Origin of the sequence: Streptomyces cyaneus (genome assembly GCF_004028635.1) — a bacterium.
In the GTDB taxonomy this organism is placed as follows: Bacteria; Actinomycetota; Actinomycetes; order Streptomycetales; family Streptomycetaceae; genus Streptomyces; species Streptomyces cyaneus.
Genome location: NZ_RQJW01000006.1, coordinates 617,951 through 637,675, shown reverse-complemented (window position 1 = coordinate 637,675; position 19,725 = coordinate 617,951). Strand labels below are relative to the sequence as shown.

The window sequence follows — 19,725 nt, the reverse complement described above, 5'->3', positions numbered from 1 at the left end:
GAACGGCTCAACTTTAGACGAAATCTAAGCTAGGATGGCTTCCTGTCAGCGCACAGGAGGCCATCCCCATGTACGAACCGATCCGCACCAAGTCGGTCCACAGCACGATGGCCGGCAATCCCACCGACTTCCCCCACCGGTCGCGCGAGGAGGAGCTGGACATCCAGCTCGCGGGGCATCTCGCGGCGCTGCTCGCCGTCACGGACGAGTTGCGCGCGGCGGCGCCCTCGCAGGACCTGGACATCGCGGCCGAGCGGCTCGCCGGCCAGGTGGCCCGGCTTCGGGAAGGACGTAAGCCGGCCCGCGCGTCGGCCTCCGGCGGTCAGTCGAAGCTTGCGGCCCTGCATGAGCGGGCGCATGCCCTTGCCGGGCGGGCGCTGGTCGTCGCCGCGTCGCGGGCCGATACGGCGGCAGCGATTTTGGCTGCCGAGCGCATGGATGCGCACGCTGCTGCACAGGCCGAGCCGCAGGAATTGACCGGCGTCGGCTGATCCCCCCTGAACGGCCCCGGTCCGCGTGCACCCGCAGCGACGCGCGGACCGGGTGCCACAGCACTGCGTTGGCTTTGGCCGACGTTCGCCTTCGCCGTAGGGGTCGTTGTCGTGTCGCGGCTGCCGGTTCGTCGTGGCTTGTCGCGCCCACGCGGCGGAGCCGCATATCGACACAGCCCCGCGCCCCTAAAAGCCTTGCAGTGGCCCCGTGTTGTACCGGGACCGGTATGACACCTGCCGTTCATCCCTGTTGACGGGGAACGTTGGATTCCGCGAGCACTCTCCCCTGCGTGAGACGTATCGCAGGGATCGTCCTCGCGGTTCTGCTGATCGGTGGCGTGGTGGCCGCCGTCGTCGCGGGTCGCAGTGATGAGGACAAGGGCACGGCAACGAAGACCGTGCAAGCAGTCATCGGATCGGAGAAGGCGGAGTTCTTCGCCGATCCCGACGTGGTGAAGGCCCTCGCCGCCAAGGGCTACACCGTGAAGGCCGAGACCTCCGGGTCGTGGGCCATGGAGGGGCTGGACCTCGAGGGGTACGACCTCGCGCTGCCGTCGAGTCAGGCGCCGGCCGTCGAACTCGCCGCGAAGTACAAGGTGACGGGGTCACTCCCCCGCCCCTTCTACTCGCCCCTCGTCGTCGTGGCGCACAAGAACGCCGCCGAGGTGCTCGCGGCGAACGGGCTCGCCACACTGGACGAGGCCCACCGGGGCACGCTGAGGATGGCCGCCTATCTGGACGCCGCCCGCGCCGACCGCACCTGGCAGCAGCTCAAGGGAGCCGGGAAGTACGGGGAGTTGACGGGCACGCTCTACCTGTCCAGCACCGACCCCGAGACCTCCAACTCCGGCGCGCTCTACCTGGCCGCCGCCTCCTACGTCGAGAACGGCGGCAAGGTCGTCGCCTCCGCTGCCGAGGTGGACCGCACGGCACCGCTGCTGCACAAGCTGGTCAGCGTGCAGGGCGCCCAGCAGTCCGGCAGCGACGCCGCGTTCCGGGACTTCGTCAGCGGTGCCGGCAATCCGCTCGTCGTGGTCTACGAGTCGCAGGTCGCCTCGCTCCTGACGGACGGGGAGCAGCCCGACGACCTGGTCGTCCTCTACCCCGACACCACGGTCAACAGCGACCACACCGCCGTACCGCTCACCGAGGACGGCAAGGCCGTCGCCGAACTCCTCTCCGACGACCCGGAGTTGCGGCGGCTCGCCCTCCGGCACGGGTTCCGGCCGCAGGGCGCCGCCGCCGAGTTCGCCTCGGCCACCACCTACCTCAAGCAGGAACTGACCGGCGTCCGCCAGGCGCCCGTGCCCACCTCCAAGGTGCTGCACGAGCTGGCGCGACGGGCGCGCGGATAAGGGGGACAGCACTTCATGAACAGCAACGACGACACCTTCGTACTGACCCCGCCCGAGCCCGTGGCCACCGTGCCGCGGGAGAAGGCCGGCGGGCTCGTCCCCGTCGACGACGCCGTCCGTACCGAGATGGCCGAGAAGGCCTCCGCCTATGTCGAGGGGCTCGCCGCCCTCGACGCCCGCTCCCCCGAGTTCGCCGGCAAGGTCGGTGAGATCGCCGGCCTCGGTGCCGGTGAGATGCGGACGGCGGCGGCGCAGTCCAACCGGATGCTGGAGCGGACCATCCGGAGCCTGCCCGACACGGGCGGGGACGCCCAGTCGCAGGTCGCGGGCTCGCTCGTCGAACTGCGGCGGGTCGTGGAGGACCTGGACCCGCGGGACCTGCCCGCCTCCAAGGGGCGCAAGCTCCTGTCCAGGCTTCCCGGTGGTAACAAGCTGCGCGACCACGTCGCCAAGTACGCCTCCGCGCAGGGGACCCTCAACAAGATCGTGGGGTCCCTGCGGGGTGGCCAGGACGAGCTGCGCCGGGACAACGCCGCGCTGCAGACCGAGCGGGTGCGGCTGTGGGAGACCATGGGCAAGCTCCAGGAGTACGTCGTGCTGACGCAGGCCCTGGACACGGCCGTCGAGCAGCACATCACCCAGGTCCCGGACCCTCAACAGGCCGACAGTCTGCGGGCCGACGTCCTCTTTCCCGTCCGGCAGAAGCACCAGGACCTGCTCACCCAGCTCGCGGTGTGCGCGCAGGGATACCTCGCCATGGACGTCGTACGGCGTAACAACGAGGAGCTCATCAAGGGCGTCGACCGGGCCGCGACCACGACCGTCTCGGCCCTGCGGATCTCCGTGATGCTGGCGTCCGCGCTCGACAACCAGAAGAAGGTCATCGAGCAGGTCAACGCCCTGCGCGGGACGACCGAGGATCTGATCCGGGGCAACGCCGAGATGCTGGCGACCCAGAGCGGCGAGATCCAGCGCATCGCCGCCGACCCGGCCGTCGGCGCGGAGACCCTGCGCTCGGCCTTCCAGCAGATCTACCGCACGCTCGACGCCATCGACACCTACAAGGTCCAGGCGACCGAGGTGATGGCGACGACGGTGGAGAACCTGACAGCCGAACTGCAGCACGCGAGCACCTACTTGGAGCGCAGCCGTTCGCAGGGCGCGCTGGAGGGTGGGCTCGGATGAGACAGCACCGAGGCCCTCGACGCCTGCTCGCCGGCGCCCTCGCCGCGCTGGCCCTGCTGACGGCCTGCACCCCGGAATCGGACAAGGCCGCCGACGACCCGAACGCCCCGCAACCCGGCACCCTCCGCGTCCTCGCCTCCAGCGAGCTCAGCGACATGACGCCCGTGCTCGACCGGATCGCCGACGACACCGGCATCAAGGTCCGGCCCACCTACATGGGCACCCTGGACGCCGTGGAACTGCTGGCGAAGGGCAAGACGGACGGGCAGTACGACGCCCTGTGGCTGTCCTCCAACGACTATCTGCGGCTGCGGCCCGACGCGGCGAAGAAGGTCGTGTCCGAGACGCCGGTCATGTCGAGCCCGGTCGCCATCGGGGTCAGGACCACGGCGCTCGGCGGGCTCGGCTGGAAGCCGGACGACGTCACCTGGTCGCAGGTCGAACAGGCCGTGCGGGACGGCCGTCTGACCTACGGCATGACCGACCCGGCCCGCTCCAACTCCGGCTTCGCCACCCTCGTCTCCGTCGCCTCGGCCCTGTCCGGCGCCCAGTCGGCCCTGACGGACGCGGACGTCGACAAGGCCACGCCCCGGCTCAAGGAGTTCTTCAAGGGGCAGAAGCTGACGTCGGGGTCTTCGGGCTGGCTGGCGACGGCGTACGAGCGGCGCGGGAACGTCGACGCCCTGCTCAACTACGAGTCCGTCCTCAAGGGCATCCCTGGCCTCACCGTGATCCGCCCCCGCGACGGCGTCGTCACCGCCGACTACCCGCTCTCCTCCCTCGCGTCGACGAGCGCCGCGACCCGCGAGGACGTCCGGCGCCTCACCGAGGCCCTGCGCACCGAGGACATCCAGCGGCTGATCACCGAGCGCACCCATCGCCGTCCGGTCGTCGCCTCCGTCCCGCCCGCGTCCGGCCTCGACCCCGCCCGGCGGCGCGAACTGCCCTTCCCGGGCAGCCGTTCCGTCGCCGACGGCCTGCTCGACTCGTACGAGAACGAGCTGCGCCGCCCGTCCAGGACGGTCTACGTCCTCGACACCTCGGGCTCGATGGAGGGCGACCGCCTGGAGCAGCTGAAGCGGGCGCTCGCCGAACTCACCGGCGACTTCCGCGAGCGCGAGGAGGTCACGCTGATGCCGTTCGGGTCGGACGTGAAGAGCGTGCGCACCCATGTCGTGGAGCCGGCCCGCCCGAAGCGGGGGCTCGACGCCATCCGCGAGGACACCGAGGCGCTCACCGCCGAGGGCGACACGGCGATCTACACCTCGCTGGAGAAGGCGTACGAGCATCTGGGCGCCGGACGGTCCCAGGACACGTTCACATCGGTCGTGCTGATGACGGACGGCGAGAACACCACCGGCGCCGAGGCGGCGGACTTCGACGCCTTCTACGCCGGGCTCGACCGCGACCGGCGGGACACGCCCGTGTTCCCCATCCTCTTCGGCGACTCCGACCGCTCCGAGCTGGAGCACATCGCCGAGCTGACCGGCGGCCGCCTCTTCGACGCCCAGGAGGGCTCGCTGGACGGCGCCTTCGAGGAGATCCGTGGCTACCAATAGGACGGGTACGAGCAAGGCAGTGGCGTACCTGGAGTCCCGCAAGAACATCGCGGGGAGCGCGTGCGGGCTGGTCGGGCTGGTGCTGACCTTCACGGGGGTGGCGGGACCGTACTGGCCCGTCGTGGTCGCGGGACTGTACGGCGCGGGCGCGCTGATCGCCCCGCCGGAGCGGCCCGCGCTGCCCGACTTCCCGGATCCGTCGGCCCAACTGGACGAGCTGCGGGGCGACTTCGAGAAGCTGCGCGGCTATCTGACGGACGTCGAGCTGTCGGTCACGGCGGCCGCGCGACTGCGTGAACTGACCGAGCTGCTGACCGCGTTGCTCGACCGGGGCTGGGTGGCCGAGCTGCTCGCCCACGACCCGGAGGGCGTGCATGTGCTCTCCCGGATCGTGCGGCGCGATCTTCCCGAGGCCGTCGACAGCTTCGTACGGACGCGGTGGTGGACGCGGATGACGCCCGGCACCGAGTCGCCCGAGCTGCATCTGGAGCGGCAGCTCGGGCTGTTGAAGAAGGACACCGAGCGGCTGGCGGCGGGTCTGCGCGAGGTGGAGGCCCGCCGCCAGGAGTCCCACACCCGGTATCTGGAGGACCGGGGCGGGACGGGTGGCATTACCGCCTGACGTACACCGTCGCCGACGCGGACGACGCGCTGTGCAGGTCGTCGCCCGGCCAGCTGACCGTGTAGTCCGCGTCGCCCCGGGTGCGCGGCAGATCGTTGATCGTGAACGTGCCGTCCGCGGCGACCGTCACCGACGACAGGGTGCCGGTGCCGAGCCGGTCGGTCCGCGTGACCTTCAGGACCGCCCGGTCGGGCAGCGCCTTGCCCTGTGCGGTGAACGTGCCGGTGATCTCGACGCCCGTGCTCAGGGAGCCCTCCTCGGGCGCGGTGAGCGCGATCGAGGTGGGTGCCTTGCCGACGGACACCGTGGTGGTGACGTCCTCGGCGGGGCGGTGGGTCAGGTCGCCGAGGTAGGAGACGGTGTAGGTGGCGTCGCCGACGAGGTCGGGCTCGTCGAGGACGGTGAACGTGCCGTCGGCCTTGACGGTGAAGGTGCCCAGCTCGTGGGTGCCGTTCGCGTCGGTGCGGGTCGCCTTGACCTTCAGGGGCTCGGCGGGCGCCGGGCCGTCCTGCTCCAGCTTGCCGCGCACGGCCAGCGGTTCGCCCGCGGCGGCCTGGGCGGGGCTGTGGGTGAGGCCGCCGGTGAAGCGGGCGTCGTACTGGACCGCCGGGGGCTGGATGATGTGCAGCCAGTACTGGCCGCCGGTCGCGTTGGTGGTCACCGCGAACAGCCGGGAGCCGTCCGCCGACCACTCCATGCCGCGGGGTACGACCTTGTCGCCGTCGAGGCTGCCCTCGAAGACGAACTCCAGCGGGGCCGTCGAGTCCGTCGGGTCGGCGGGCTGCACCAGCAGGTCCGGCGTCGAGCCGGTGGCCGCCGCGCCGCGCGCGATGTACTTGCCGTCGCCGCTGAAGGCGACCGAGCTGGCCGTGGCGCCGTCGGGCAGGGCCTGGTAGCCGGTGGCCGCGTCGGACAGGTCGGTGGTGTTCAGCAGCCGCGTCCCGGCGGTGGCGTCGGCCACGGCGACCTTGCTGCCGTCGGCGGACAGCGCCAGGTCCTTGAGGTCCAGGGCGCCCTTGCCGTCGGCGTCGGCGAAGCGCCGCGCGGCGTCGCGCACGGGGCTGGGGCCGCTGGTGTCGTAGACGGTGAGGAAGGGGTTTGCGGCCTTCGCGTTGAGCGGCTGGCCCATGAGCATCCGGTCGCCGGCTCCGGCCTCCAGCAGGAGATCGCCGTAGTCGTTCCAGCCGGTGCGCGTGTGCGTTCCGTCGATGACCGCGTCCAGGTAGGTCTCGGCGGTGGCGCACTGGGAGACGTTGGACGCGAACGGCGTCGTGAAGTAGACCTGGCCGCCGGACTGGGCGACCTCGCGGCCGCAGTAGTCGGTGTTGGCGTAGGCGACGACGGTGCGCTGGTAGGTGGTGGTGTCGATGGCCTCGATCCGGTCACGCAGCCCGGCGTAGAGCTTGCTGCCGTCGGCGCTGACCGCCAGGCCGGAGACATGGGCCTGGTTGGTGGTGATCGTGGTGAGACGCTCGCCGGCGAAGTTGTAGACGGCGATGGTGCCGGAGTTGAGGTAGTAGCCGACGTTGCTGTCCGCCACGAAGACGCGCTGGTGGACGTTGTCGACGGCCAGCGCCGAGTACGACGAGATCGGCAGCTTGGCCACGGCGTCGGACGCCGCCGCGTGCGCCGCGGGTGCGACGGCGACGGTCAGTCCGGTCCCGGCGAGTGCGGCGGCGAGCAGCGTGGCCGCGAGACGTCTGGGACGGTGTGCAGTATTCAACTGTGCCCCCCACAGGCTGAATTGAGCGCTCACTGGGGTCAGTGACGCTCCTGTGGAGACCATGTAACAGTGGTGAAGATCCCGCGATCAAGGCGGCGCGACCGCACAAACGACCGAAATGCAGGCGAGGGCCTGTCGCCGCGCTCCTCCCGTCGGGGCGGACGGGAGCATGCGACGACAGGCCCACAGCCCCGCACGCCGTTGTACGGAACCTCGCCGGTCTGTGGTGCTGTCACCGCGGCCGGCCGTGACGATGTTGCTGGTCAGGGCACGATCGGAGCCGGCCGCGGCGTATTGGGGGCTGTACTCAGCCCAGGCGCTGCACCAGCGCGTTGTACTCGTCCCACAGCTCCTTCGGCGTGTGGTCGCCGAAGGTGTTGAGGTGGTCGGGGACGAGCGCGGCCTCCTCGCGCCAGACCTCCTTGTCGACGGTGAGCAGGAAGTCGAGGTCGGAGTCGGCCAGCTCCAGGCCGTTGGTGTCCAGCGCGCCCTTGGCCGGCAGGATGCCGATCGGGGTCTCGACGCCCTCGGCCTTGCCGTCGAGGCGCTCGACGATCCACTTCAGGACGCGGCTGTTCTCGCCGAAGCCGGGCCAGACGAACTTGCCCTCGTCGTTCTTGCGGAACCAGTTGACGTAGTAGATCTTCGGCAGCTTGGCCTGGTCCTTGTCCTTGGCGACGTCGACCCAGTGGGCCATGTAGTCGCCCATGTTGTAGCCGCAGAAGGGCAGCATCGCGAACGGGTCGCGACGCAGCTCGCCGACCTTGCCCTCGGCGGCGGCGGTCTTCTCGCTCGCCACGTTGGCGCCGAGGAACACGCCGTGGTTCCAGTCGAAGGACTCCGTCACCAGCGGTACGGCGGTGGCCCGGCGGCCGCCGAAGAGGATCGCCGAGATCGGCACGCCCTTGGGGTCCTCCCACTCGGGCGCGATGATCGGGCACTGGGAGGCGGGGACGGTGAAGCGGGCGTTGGGGTGGGCGGCCGGGGTCTCGGACGCCGGCGTCCAGTCGTTGCCCTTCCAGTCGGTGAGGTGGGCCGGAGTCTCCTCCGTCATGCCCTCCCACCAGATGTCGTTGTCGTCGGTGAGGGCGACGTTGGTGAAGACCGAGTTGCCCCACAGCGTCTTCATCGCGTTGGCGTTGGTGTGCTCACCGGTGCCGGGTGCGACGCCGAAGAAGCCGGCCTCGGGGTTGATGGCGTACAGGCGGCCGTCCTCGCCGAAGCGCATCCAGGCGATGTCGTCGCCGATCGTCTCGACCGTCCAGCCGGAGATCGTGGGCTCCAGCATGGCGAGGTTGGTCTTGCCGCAGGCGCTCGGGAAGGCAGCGGCGACGTACTTGGACTCGCCCTGCGGCGGGGTCAGTTTCAGGATCAGCATGTGCTCGGCCAGCCAGCCCTCGTCGCGCGCCATCACCGACGCGATGCGCAGGGCGTAGCACTTCTTGCCGAGCAGGGCGTTGCCGCCGTAGCCGGAGCCGTAGGACCAGATCTCGCGGCTCTCCGGGAAGTGGGAGATGTACTTGGTCTGGTTGCACGGCCAGGGGACGTCCTCCTGGCCTTCCTCCAGCGGGGCACCGACGGAGTGCACGGCCTTCACGAAGAAGCCGTCCTCACCGAGCTCGTCGAGGACGGCCTGGCCCATGCGGGTCATGGTGCGCATGGAGACGGCGACGTAGGCGGAGTCGGTGATCTCCACGCCGATCGCGGAGAGCTTCGAGCCGAGCGGGCCCATGCAGAACGGGACGACGTACATGGTCCGGCCGCGCATCGAGCCGCGGAAGACGCCCTTCTCACCCGAGAAGACCTCACGCATCTCGGCGGGGTCCATCCAGTGGTTCGTCGGGCCGGCGTCCTCCTCCTTCTCGGAGCAGATGAAGGTCCGGTCCTCGACGCGCGCGACGTCGGTCGGGTCGGAGGCCGCGTAGTACGAGTTGGGGCGCTTGATCGGGTCGAGCCTCTTGAAGGTGCCCTTCGCGACGAGCTCCTCGCTGAGCCGGTCGTACTCGGCCTCGGATCCGTCACACCAGACCACGCTGTCCGGCTGCGTCAGTTCAGCGATCTCGTTGACCCACGAGATCAGCTCCTGGTGGTTTGTGGGGACGACGGGGGGAGCCGCGATGTCGCGCGCCACGGTTGCTCCTAAGTGAGGGATTTTGTCCTGAATATGCCCTTGTATGCCCCGTGGGGGCCGCGACCCGGATGCTTCGCGGACTGACTGCTGTCTGGATCTTCCGCGCTCATCCGGTGCCGACCGCACTCATTTGATCATCCGACGCGTCCGCCCATATGTCCAGAGGGCGTCACAGGTGAGCGGCGTGAGCATCGCCACTCATCGAGATGTTTTCAATGCGTCACCACGGCTTCACCCCGGGTGCGCCCGTTCCGGGTACCCCATGAGAGGATGGCCACTTCTGGGCTCTCATCTCGCCGCGCTGATACGTAACTTACGGTTCCGTAGGTACGATGCCCCGCATGACTGCGCCCGTCCCCGACGCGCCCAGGGACACGCGAGCCGCCGGCCGCGGTTCCGACGCGCCCTCCTTGCCGCACCAGATCGCGCACCACGCCCAGCACCTCACGGAGGAGATAAAGCCCAGACTCCGGGGCTGGCTGCATCTGGGCATGTTCCCGGCCGCACTCGTCTCGGGCCTGGTGCTCACCGCCCTCGCAGACTCACCGCGGGGCCGTCTCGCCTGCGGGATCTTCGCCCTCACGGCCTGCCTGCTGTTCGGCGTGAGCGCGCTGTACCACCGGGGCAACTGGAGCCCGCGCATGGACGGCTTCCTGCGCCGACTGGATCACGCCAACATCTTCCTGATCATCGCGGGCACCTACACACCGCTGACGATGCTGCTCCTGCCGGGGGCCAAAGGTCAGTGGCTGCTGTGGGGCATCTGGGCCGCCGCCGCGGCGGGCATCGTCTTCCGCGTCTTCTGGGTCGGCGCCCCGCGCTGGCTCTACACCCCCTGCTACATCGCGATGGGGTGGGCGGCCGTCTTCTTCCTGCCGGACTTCATGCGCACCGGCGGCATCGCGGTGCTGGTCCTGGTGATCGTCGGCGGCCTCCTCTACAGCGCGGGCGGCGTGATCTACGGCATCAAGCGCCCGAACCCGTCACCGCGCTGGTTCGGCTTCCACGAGGTCTTCCACTCCCTCACGCTGGCGGCGTTCATCACCCACTACGTGGGGATCTCACTGGTGGCGTACCAGCACGGGTAGTACCGCGCAGCACCCTTTCCCCATCAGGGCCACGGCTTGCGAGCCGTGGCCCTTTTGCGTGCCCGCAGCAGATCCTGCCTCCCAACAGCAGATCCCCATTGACAGTCACTAGATTTTGAGAGTTACTCTCATTTCACGGAACCTGTCACTTCAGACCCTCGCCGTTGGTGGGCGCTCGGCGCCCTGGTCGCGAGCATGCTGACCCTCGGCTTCGACTTGGCGCGAGCACCGGCCAGCAGCAGTGGATGGCCGACGCGTACGTCGTCGTCTTCGCGGCCCTGATGCTCCCCGCGGGCCTGCTCGGCGACCGCTTCGGGCGGCGGCTGATGCTGATCACCGGGCTCGGGATCTTCCTCGCCGGCTCGCTGATCGGCGCACTGGCCGGCGACGTGAACACGGTGATCGCCGCCCGTGCGGTGATGGGCGTCGGAGCAGCGCTGGTCACCCCGCTCGCGCTCTCCGTGCTGCCCTCGCTCTTCGGCCCCGAGGAGCGCACCAAGGCCGTCGGCATCGTCTCCGCCGCCTCGGCGCTCGGTCTGCCACTGGGCCCGATCATCGGCGGCTGGCTGCTGAACCACTTCTGGTGGGGCTCGGTCTTTCTGATCAACGTCCCGATGGCCGCGATCGGCATCGCCGCCTGCGTGTTCCTGCTCCCGGAGACGAAGGACCCCGCCTCCCCGAAGGTCGACACCGTCTCCACCGCGCTCACCGCGACCGGCCTCGGCGCACTGATCTACGCGACCATCGAGGCGCCCGTCCGTGGCTGGGGCGACTCCCTGGTGCTCGCCGTGCTCGGAGCCGCCGTCCTCCTGATCGCCGCGCTGGTGCTGCGCGAGCGGCGCGTCGAGCGGCCGATGCTCGACATGGCCCTGCTCGCCCACCGCGGCTTCCTCTTCAACACCGTCGCCGCGACCCTGGTCATGTTCGTCCTGTCCGGCCTGCTGTTCGTGCTGCCGCCGTACCTCCAGGCGGTCCTCGGCCACGACGCCCTCGGCACCGGCGTCCGGCTGCTGCCGATGATGGGCGGCATCCTGGTCGCCTCACGGACGGCCCCTCCGGTCGTCACCCGGTTCGGTGCCCGTGCCACGGTGAGCGCGGGCCTGGTGGTGCTGGCCTTCGCCGCGTTCCTCGGCAGCCGTACGACGGTCGACTCGGGCTACGGCTTCACCGCGCTGTGGCTCTCCCTGACCGGTCTCGGCTTCGGCTTCTCGCTCATGCCGGCCATGAGCAACGCCCTGGGCACCCTGCCCCGCGACCGCGCCGGCTGCGGCTCGGGCCTGCTGATGACGCTGCGTCAGGTCGGCGGCGCGATCGGCATCGCGCTGCTCGGCAGCCTGCTCGCCGGCACCTTCCGGGACCGGCTCGACGTCACCGGGCTGCCCGCGCGGGCCGCCGACACCGCCGGGGAGTCCGTGGTCGCGGCGCACCTCGTCGCCGAGCGGGCGAGCCCCGAAAGGGCAGCCGAGCTCGCGGCCTCGGCGAACAGCGCCTACGTCCACGGCATGGGCGTCGTCCTGCTGGTGTGCGGGATCGCGGCCCTCGTCTCCGCGCTGCTGGCGGCCGCGTTCCTGCCGGGCACGCCCGATGCCCGTGAGTCCGAGAGCCCGGACATGGCTGCCGAGCGGGCCGATGCCCGACAATGAGCCCCATGACCTCCGCACACTCCTCTCCCCTGACCGACCGCCCCCAGCTGGGGCTTCGTGAGCGGAAGAAGATCAAGACCCGGACGGCGATCCGCGACGCGACGTACGCGCTGATCAAGGAGCAGGGCTACGACGCCACCACGATCGAGCAGATCGCCGAACGCGCCGAGGTGTCGCCGTCCACGGTCTTCCGGTACTTCCCGACGAAGGAGGACATCGTCCTCACGGACGAGTACGACCCGATCCTGCTGGAGGAGCTGCGCAAGCGGCCGGCGGACGAGCCGTGGATGGAGTCCCTGCGGTACGTCATGCGGCTGGCGATCAGCGCCGGGCTGGCGGAGGGGCCCGAGGTCGTCCGGCTGCGGTCGCATCTGCTGGTCCAGGTCCCGGCGGTGCGGTCCCGGATGCTGGAGAGCATGTCGGTCACCGGCCGGATGCTCGCCGAGGCCGTCGCCGAGCGCAACGGACTCGACCGGGACAGCCTGGAGGCGCGGGTCTACACGATGTCCCTGATCGGCGGCCTCGCGGAGATCTCCCTGTACTGGGCCGAGAACGACTTCAAGGACGACCTCCACGACCTCCTCGACCGCACCCTGGACGTCATCGAGCACGGGCTCCCCGGGAAAAACGCCTGAGGCGCGAGCCCTGTGCCGTGACATCCTGACCAGGTGAACGGTCCCGAGATCCGCGTCGAATTCGCCCCCGAGCTGCGCCTGTTCCTGCCGAACGGACGGCGTGCGGGCGGTGCCGCCCAGGTGAGCACCGACGGTGTCTCGACCCTCGGCCATGTCGTCGAGTCCCTCGGCGTCCCGCTCACCGAGGTCGGCGCCCTGGTCGTCGACGGCCGCGAGGTGCCGGTGGCGCACATCCCGGCGCCGGGCGAGTCCGTGACCGTACGGCCCGTCCAGCGCCCCCAGCGGGTGCCCGGCGCTCCCCTGCGCTTCCTGCTCGACGTCCACCTCGGCACCCTCGCCCGCCGTCTGCGCCTGCTCGGCGTGGACACGGCGTACGAGTCGACGGACATCGGCGACCCGGCGCTCGCCGCCCGCTCGGCCGCCGAACAGCGGGTCATGCTCAGCCGCGACCGGGGCCTGCTGCGCCGCCGCGAACTGTGGGCCGGCGCTTTCGTCTACAGCACCCGCCCCGAGGACCAACTCCGCGACGTCCTGGAGCGCTTCCGCCCCGAGCTGCAGCCCTGGACGCGGTGCACCGCCTGCAACGGCCTGCTCAAAGAGGCCACCAAGGACGAGGTCGCGGACCAGTTGGAGGGCGGGACGCAGCGGTCGTACGACGTCTTCGCGCAGTGCACGCAGTGCGGGCGGGCGTACTGGAAGGGCGCGCACCACGAACAGCTGGTGGCCATCGTGGAGCGCGCCCTCGCCGAGTACGCCGACCCGAGCTAGCGCCGGGTCACATCACCCTTCCCGCAGGCGATTCCGTCCCTGTTGCGGTCCAACCGCAGCGGGTCGTCCTTGCCGTTGACCTTCAGGCGGCCGTAGTCGTTCCTCTTCAGCCAGTCGCACCGGGACTTCGTCGTCGCCTTCACGGTCGGCGGGAAGTCGGTCGGGACGCAGACGTTGGCGGAGCCGTAGTGCCGGTCGCAGCCGGAGACGGTCGGGCTGACCTTCTGGGAGTTCCGCTTCTTGCCCGGGCCCGTGACCTTGCCCTTGAGGCCGTCGGCGAAGTCATGGACGTGCGGCGAGGCGTCCGTGGCGCTCAGGGCCTGCGGGCCCTGGAGGTGCACCCACTTGGCGACCGACGGCACTCCGTTGGCGTCGACCGCGAAGAGCATGTACCAGCCGGGCGGGGCCAGGTTGGGGTTGCTCGTCACGTTCAGGTCGACGTTGTTGCCGTCCACCGACAGCGGCAGGTCGACGAACCGCTGGTTCGGGTCGGAGGAGTGGGTGACGGCGGCCGGGCGGATCAGCTCGGCCTTGGCGATCGGCCGGTCTACGGTGATCCGCTGGGTGTCGCCGTACGTCCACTCGGTGTCGATGACCGACGTGATCGTCGGGCGCGGGCCCTTCAGCAGATACGGCGGGGTGTAGATCGACACGTCGTGGTTCCAGGAGCCGTTGCCCGGGTTGTCGCCCGTCGTCATCACGCGGCCGTCGGGGAGCAGGAACGCCGAGGAGTGGTAGCCGCGCTCCTCCGGGTCGGGGGCCACCGGGTCGAAGGTGTTGGTCGCCGGGTCGTACAGCGACGACTCGTACACCGGGTCGGCCCGGTTGTGCAGCGCGCCGCCGGTCTCCAGGACCTTGCCGTCGGGCAGGAGTACGGCGGAGACGTACATCTTGCCCTGGTTGCCGGTCTGGGCGACCTTGCCGTTGCCCAGGTCGACCGTGCCCTGCGGCAGCGGCGGGCCGGCGACGTAGGACGGGTTGGCCTGCTTGAGGTCGATGACGTCGGTGAGGCGGTTCGCGTTGGGGTTGGAGTCGATGTTGCCGCCGCCGAGGGTGAGGACTTTCTGGTCCTGCGCCGGGGGCAGCAGCACGCTCGCGGACTGGTCGCGCTCGTCCTTGTTCTGCAGGCCCGGGATCTGGGTGACCGTGTTGGCGTTGTAGTCGTAGATCGCCGACCCCGTGCCCGGGATGTTGTTGCCGAAGACATGGCTGCCGGAGTAGAAGAGGCGGCCGTCCTGCATGAGGATCATCGACGGGTACAGGCCCCAGTAGGACCAGGTCTGGTTGACCTTCCAGAGTTCGAGCCACTTCTGCTCGGCGTCCGACCACAGCTCGGCGGTCACCGAGCCGGTGGAGTCCTCCTTCAGGCCGCCGAAGGAGATCACGTCACCGTTGCCGAGGATCGTGGCCGACGGGTACCAGTGGCCGTCGTTCATGTCGTTGGTCTTGCTGTACGTCTCGGTGACCGGGTCGAAGACATACGAGTCCTTGTAGCCCTCGTAGCCGTGCCCGCCCGGCACCGGATACGCCTTGTTGCCGCTCATCACGAGCACGCGTCCGTCGTCGAGCTGGACGTGGCCGGCGCAGAACATGTCCTTGGGCGTGGGGATCTGCTTGTACGTGCCGTTCTGCGGGTCGTAGACCGCGCTGGTGAACGTACCCGCCTCGAACATCTGCTCGCTGTTGCCGGAGCCGGCGATCAGCAGCACCTTGCCGTTGTTGAGGACGACGGAGTGCATGGAGCGGACCGGGTTCTGGGTCGGCAGCACGTCCCAGCGGCCGTTCGCGCACTCCTGCGCCGTGCCCGTGCACACCGGGTCGGGGACGGGGGCGGCGACCTGGTCCATCGTGTAGTCGTCGGTGGTGACGGAGCCGGTGCCGTAGACGGAGACGCCCCAGGCGATCCGGTCGGTGCCGGCGGGCACCTCGGGCGTGCGGACCGTCGCCCCGGTCCAACCCGCCGCCATCTCCAGCGTCTTGAGGTCGGTCCAGTACTGCCAGCCCGCCGTGGTGTCGTGCCGGAAGAGGGTGATCGAGGTGTCGGGGGTGGTCGACTTGTACCAGAGCCCCAGGTCGTACTGCTTTCCCACGGTGACCACGGGCGCGCACTCGGCGGACTCGGTGATCAGCGCCTTGCGGTCGCCCTCGACGCGCCGGGTCAGCGTGACCTTCATGGCTTTGCTGCCGGAGTGGGCGTCGGCCACCGTCTCGAAGGTGAAGTCGTTGTCGCCCCAGCCGGACTTCTTCCAGCAGGAGGGCATGTCGTCGGTGCCGGCGGTCTCGAAGCCGGGGTTCCTGATGAGGTTGGCGGCGGAGGCGGACTCGGGTGAGGTGAGGAGGAGGCCCCCGGTGAGGCCCATGAGGGCCAACAGAGCCGTTCTCCGTCCGGATCTCATGCAGTACTCCTTGCTGTGCGGCTCCTGCGCGGCAGATAGACCAGCGCCTCGGTACCGACGAAGCGCAGGACGAACGTGATGACCAGGGCCAGCGCGGTGGCGGGCAGCACCGCCAGCCCGAACTGCCCCACCAGCAGCGCGATCAGCGGGATGCGCAGCACCAGGTCGGCGTTGGCGAGCAGCGCGAACCGGACCGTGCGGTCGGCCCAGTGGCGGTGCCGGCGCCGGTCGCGGAACAGCAGCTTCTCGATGAGCAGGAAGTTCCAGGCCACGCCGAACTGGTTGGCGACGATCTCCGCGGGGAGGTAGTGCAGCCCGGCCCGGGTCATCGCCCACAGCGCGAGAAGGTTCGGCACGAAGCCCGTCAGTCCGATCAGCCCGAACACCACCATCCGGGCCAGCGGGTCGGCCGTACGCAGCCCGGCGAGGTGGCGCAGGAAGCGCCGCCCCTCCGCCGACGTGGACTTGGACTCCCCCGCGAACCGCTCCTGGAAGACGAACGGCACCTCGGTGACCGCGCGCGGACGGCTCCGCACGGCCAGCTCCAGCAGGATCTTGTAGCCGAGCGGCTTGAGGGCCTCCGCGGTGATGTCGCTGCGGCGGATGGCGAAGAAGCCGCTCATCGGGTCGCTGATGCCGTGCAGCCTGCGCGGGAAGAGGGACTTGGTCAGCCAGGTCGCCGCCCGCGACACGGCCACGCGGTAGCTGCCCGCGAGCCCGGCCCGGCTGCCGCCCTTGATGTACCGGGAGGCGACGACGAGCCCGGCGTTCGCCCGCTCGCCGGTGGCGACCAGGTCCGGGACCAGGGACGGCGGGTGCTGGCAGTCGCCGTCCATGACGACGATCCAGTCCGACCCGGCCGCCTTCATGCCCTCGACGACCGCGCCGCCGAGCCCGCCGACGGGTTGGTCGCGGTGGATGACGGTGACGGGGAACGGGCAGTCCTGGGCGGCCTCCTCGATGACCTGCGGGGTGTCGTCGGTGGAGTCGTCCACGAAGACGACCTCGCAGGGCAGCCGGGACGGCACCGACTCGGTGATCTGGTGCAGCAACTGCCGTACGTTCGCCGACTCGTTGAAGGTCGGTACGACGATGGTGACGGCGCCCGGCTCGGGCACCTCGACACCCTCTACGGTCGGATCGCCCAGCTCTCCGGGAGCGCCGGGGGCGGTGTATTCCTGGCTCATCGCACGCCTCCGGCGGCTGTCTGGATCTGGCGGATCTCGATGCGGTCGTCGCCGCGGCCGAAGACGGCGACCGGCGCCGAGTGCTCGATGGCCGCCTTGACGTTGGGCAGGTCGACCGCGTCGCGCCGTACCGTCGGCGAGGCGACGACGTAGTCGAGGTCCTTCCAGCCGCGCGGCATCGTCTTCGTCACGGCCGGATCGAGGTCGGCCTTGTAGAACCAGATGGCACCGCGCCCGGGCTCGTACCCCGCGTGCACCAGGTCGAGCCACAGCGCGTCGTCGACGAGGACCCGGGTGTCCTCGGGGTCCGCCACCTCGGTGGCCAGCCACTTCGAGGCGGCCTGGTAGGGCGCGTTGGCGTCGGCAGTGACGGCGGTGCGGTCGCCGTCGTACCAGCGCGGGACGACATAGGCGCCGGCGGCGATGGCGAGGACGGCCGCCAGGGCGTACCGACCGCCGGTGACGTACCGCTTCTCCTCCTCGGAGCGCCGTCGCCGCAGTACGGCGTGGGCGACGGAGGCGGTTCCTCCGGCGAGGACGAGGGCGAGGAAGGGCAGCGCCTGGATGACGTACATCGCGGGCAGGTAGCCGCTGGGGCGCATGGCCACCAGGGCGAGGATCACCACCGCGCACGACGGTCCGGCGAATGCCCGGGCGGTGACCGACCAGCGCCAGGTGACCAGGAGCAGCAGGCCGCCGGCGAGACCGCCGAGGATGAGGACGCGGTCGTAGTAGAGCCAGGACTGCAGGACGCCGTGGGAGCCGGAGCCCTGGTCGAGGATGAAGCCCGAACCGGGCCTGGTCATCTGGTACTTGATGCCGTCCCAGAGCGAGACGTGCCCGCTGCCGGAGAACAGCTCGCCCTTCAGCAGGGCGAAGAGCGGATACGACAGGCCGATCAGCGCGCAGGCGGTGACGGCGCCGGTCAGGGCGAACTTGCGGGTGTCGCGGTGGCTGTGCCGCCACATGGTGACGAAGACGGCCGGGAGGACGAAGAGCATCGTCTCCTTGGTCAGCACGGCCGTGGCGGCCGCGATGCCGGCGCCGAAGTGGTGCCAGAGGTGGCGGCTCGGGGAGGCGGCGAGGGCGAAGGCGAGCAGCGTCCACATCACCGCGAGGTTGTCGAGGAAGATCTCCCGCTGGAGGACGACCGACAGCGGCGAAAGGCCGAACAGGACCATGCCGAGCCCGGCCGCCCAGCGCGGCAGGGACAGCCGCCGCCCGAGCACGTACACCAGGGCCGCGCTGACCGCGCTGATGACGAGCATCGCGGCGCGCATGGTGCCGACGGTCATCGACTCGGGGCTGAGCGCGGCCGGGATCCAGGTCAGCAGGGCTATCTGGATCCAGCCGAGCGGCGGATGGTCGTACCAGTACGTGTAGTGGGCGAGGCCCCGGCCCTCCTGGACCGCCCAGGCCTGGGCGAGGTAGGTGCCCTCGTCGTCGCTGAGGGTGGGGTAGTCGGCGATGTTCCAGCCCTGCACGAGGAGGATCGCGACCAGGAGGGCACCGCAGAGGATCAGGTCGGGTCGGGAGGAGCGGAGACGGTTCGGCGGGGCCGTTCGGCCGGTCGAACGCGTTTCTGGGACAGGTTGTCTCTGCGCGGGGACCTTCGGAGTGGTCACCGCGGGAAGGGTGGAGGTCACGCAGGGACGTCCTCTCGGAGGTCTCGGGTCACTTCGGCGGAGGTGAGATGTGCGCCCACATGACTGGTCAGCTCCCAGTCGTTCTGACCGCGCTGCTCACGCCATACGGCGCGGACGGCGGCCCCGGCGAGGAGCACCTGGTAGAAGGGACCGCCCACGATGAGCTTCAGATAGTGGACGAAGCGGACGCGCAGCCCGTACTGCTTGCCGAAGTCGTGCAGTCCGACGACCTCGAAGACGAAGGTGACGAGCGCGGTGACGGCCGGCAGGAAGGTGATGAAGGCGACGGTCACGGACACGTCGAGGAACACCGCGATCGCGATGTTGAGCGGGATGATGAGCCCGGTGAAGGCCTGCATGAACGGCGTCATGAGCGTGTACCGGGCGAGCAGCCGCTGCCCGAAGGTGGGCAGTTGCTTCCAGTCCTTCTTCCGGTAGACCTGCAGGAAGCCCTGGTTCCAGCGGGTGCGCTGCTTCAGCAGCGACATCAGGCTGCCGGGCGTCTCCTCCTTGGTCACCATGTCGGAGTCGTAGGCGACGACGACCTTCTTGCCGACGCTGGACAGCCGCACGCCCAGATCGCAGTCCTCGGCGAGGCAGTTCGGGTCCCAGCCGTCGGCTTCCCGCAGCACATCGGTCCGTACGAAGACGGTGTTGCCGCCGAGCGGGATGAACCCCTTCTGCGCGTGCAGGTGCAGTCGCGACCGGAACCAGAAGAAGTACTCCAGGCAGTTGCGCAGGCTGTACCAGCTGGAGTGGAAGTTGATCAGCTGGACCCCGCCCTGGACCACGTCCGCCTTCGTCGTGCGGAACGCGTGGTCGACGTGCGCGAGGAGCTCCGGGTGGACCTGGTCCTCGGCGTCGAAGACCCCGACGACGTCGCCGCGGCAGTGCGGCAGCGCCGTGTTCATGGCCTTCGGCTTGTTCTTCTTCTCGTGGGTGTCGACGACGACACGGACCCGCGGGTCGCGAGCGGCGGCCCGTTCGGCCACCTCGGCGGTCTCCGGGTCGTCGTGCCCGACGATGACGATGATCTCGAAGTCGGTGTGGGTCGACTCCAGCAGGCGCTGGATGGTGTGGTCCAGCACGGCCTGTTCGTGCCGGGCCGGCAACAGCAGCGAGAACGACACGTGCTCGCCGCCGTCCGGTCTGCTGAACCGGGTGGAGGCGAGCACCTCGGGCGTACGCCACGCGTGCATCTGCCACCACAATGTGAAGGCCGCCATCCAGAACAAGGCCAGCGAGACGACGGCTATGAAGACAGACGTAAGCAACAGATCCCCCCAGATCCCCAAT

At 69.9% G+C, this 19,725-nt stretch carries 14 protein-coding genes and 1 pseudogene; 9 read left to right on the top strand and 6 right to left on the bottom strand.

Translation table 11 applies throughout. From position 1 onward, the window contains the following. The first annotated feature begins 68 nt into the window (after window positions 1–68). The 5 genes from EHO50_RS25070 (at window position 69) to EHO50_RS25050 (ending at window position 5,212) form a co-directional block, all read left to right on the top strand. Window positions 69–491 carry an SCO4983 family protein gene (locus tag EHO50_RS25070; RefSeq protein WP_128433400.1) on the top strand — a complete coding sequence of 141 codons (423 nt, stop codon included), beginning with the start codon at window positions 69–71 and terminating at the stop codon, window positions 489–491. A gap of 290 nt (window positions 492–781) precedes the next feature. Beyond that, on the top strand, window positions 782–1,846 hold the full coding sequence (locus tag EHO50_RS25065) for a hypothetical protein (protein ID WP_128433399.1): 1,065 nt from the start codon (window positions 782–784) through the stop codon (window positions 1,844–1,846). Between the two features lie 15 nt (window positions 1,847–1,861). Next, on the top strand, window positions 1,862–3,031 hold the full coding sequence (locus tag EHO50_RS25060; RefSeq protein ID WP_128433398.1) for a toxic anion resistance protein: 1,170 nt from the start codon (window positions 1,862–1,864) through the stop codon (window positions 3,029–3,031). Next, window positions 3,028–4,590 carry a substrate-binding and vWA domain-containing protein gene (locus EHO50_RS25055; RefSeq protein ID WP_128433397.1) on the top strand — a complete coding sequence of 521 codons (1,563 nt, stop codon included), beginning with the start codon at window positions 3,028–3,030 and terminating at the stop codon, window positions 4,588–4,590. The genes EHO50_RS25060 and EHO50_RS25055 overlap by 4 nt, the downstream gene beginning before the upstream one ends. 19 nt (window positions 4,591–4,609) lie before the next feature. Continuing rightward, window positions 4,610–5,212 (top strand): hypothetical protein, encoded by a 603-nt coding sequence (locus EHO50_RS25050; protein WP_128433526.1) that lies wholly within the window; start codon window positions 4,610–4,612, stop codon window positions 5,210–5,212. Here the strand turns inward: EHO50_RS25050 and EHO50_RS25045 are convergent. Together EHO50_RS25045 and EHO50_RS25040 are read right to left on the bottom strand one after the other, a co-directional pair. Beyond that, window positions 5,202–6,935, bottom strand: coding sequence for an Ig-like domain repeat protein (locus EHO50_RS25045; RefSeq protein WP_181449686.1), 1,734 nt, complete (start codon window positions 6,933–6,935; stop codon window positions 5,202–5,204). The genes EHO50_RS25050 and EHO50_RS25045 overlap by 11 nt on opposite strands. A 307-nt stretch (window positions 6,936–7,242) precedes the next feature. Then, window positions 7,243–9,066, bottom strand: a complete 1,824-nt coding sequence (locus EHO50_RS25040) for a phosphoenolpyruvate carboxykinase (GTP) (protein WP_128433396.1) — start codon at window positions 9,064–9,066, stop codon at window positions 7,243–7,245. A gap of 341 nt (window positions 9,067–9,407) precedes the next feature. Here EHO50_RS25040 and trhA point away from each other — a divergent pair, with 341 nt between their 5' ends. The 4 genes and pseudogenes from trhA to EHO50_RS25020 all read left to right on the top strand — a co-directional run bounded on the left by trhA (window position 9,408) and on the right by EHO50_RS25020 (window position 13,200). Next, complete coding sequence (gene trhA / locus EHO50_RS25035) at window positions 9,408–10,154, top strand: PAQR family membrane homeostasis protein TrhA (protein WP_128433395.1); 747 nt, start codon at window positions 9,408–9,410, stop codon at window positions 10,152–10,154. A gap of 195 nt (window positions 10,155–10,349) precedes the next feature. After that, window positions 10,350–11,797: pseudogene (locus tag EHO50_RS25030) on the top strand (DHA2 family efflux MFS transporter permease subunit). Between the two features lie 5 nt (window positions 11,798–11,802). Then, window positions 11,803–12,432 (top strand): TetR/AcrR family transcriptional regulator, encoded by a 630-nt coding sequence (locus tag EHO50_RS25025; RefSeq protein ID WP_484422068.1) that lies wholly within the window; start codon window positions 11,803–11,805, stop codon window positions 12,430–12,432. A gap of 33 nt (window positions 12,433–12,465) precedes the next feature. Beyond that, entirely contained in the window at window positions 12,466–13,200 is a 735-nt protein-coding gene (locus EHO50_RS25020; RefSeq protein WP_128433393.1) for a Mut7-C RNAse domain-containing protein, read from the top strand. On the opposite strand, the gene EHO50_RS25015 is transcribed toward EHO50_RS25020, so the two are convergent. Genes EHO50_RS25015 through EHO50_RS25000 form a run of 4 tightly spaced genes read right to left on the bottom strand, consistent with a single transcriptional unit; the run spans window position 13,197 to window position 19,703 of the window. Next, window positions 13,197–15,596, bottom strand: a complete 2,400-nt coding sequence (locus EHO50_RS25015) for a galactose oxidase early set domain-containing protein (protein WP_128433392.1) — start codon at window positions 15,594–15,596, stop codon at window positions 13,197–13,199. The two genes, EHO50_RS25020 and EHO50_RS25015, sit on opposite strands and share 4 nt — an antisense overlap. Beyond that, a complete protein-coding gene (locus EHO50_RS25010; protein WP_128433391.1) occupies window positions 15,593–16,783 on the bottom strand; it encodes a glycosyltransferase in 1,191 nt (396 codons plus the stop codon). Before EHO50_RS25010 ends, EHO50_RS25015 begins: the two co-directional genes overlap by 4 nt. Then, on the bottom strand, window positions 16,780–18,429 hold the full coding sequence (locus EHO50_RS25005; RefSeq protein ID WP_128433390.1) for an ArnT family glycosyltransferase: 1,650 nt from the start codon (window positions 18,427–18,429) through the stop codon (window positions 16,780–16,782). The genes EHO50_RS25010 and EHO50_RS25005 overlap by 4 nt, the downstream gene beginning before the upstream one ends. Next, window positions 18,426–19,703: a glycosyltransferase gene (locus EHO50_RS25000; protein WP_128433389.1), complete on the bottom strand. Its 1,278-nt coding sequence runs from the start codon at window positions 19,701–19,703 to the stop codon at window positions 18,426–18,428. The genes EHO50_RS25005 and EHO50_RS25000 overlap by 4 nt, the downstream gene beginning before the upstream one ends. Window positions 19,704–19,725: the final 22 nt, after the last annotated feature.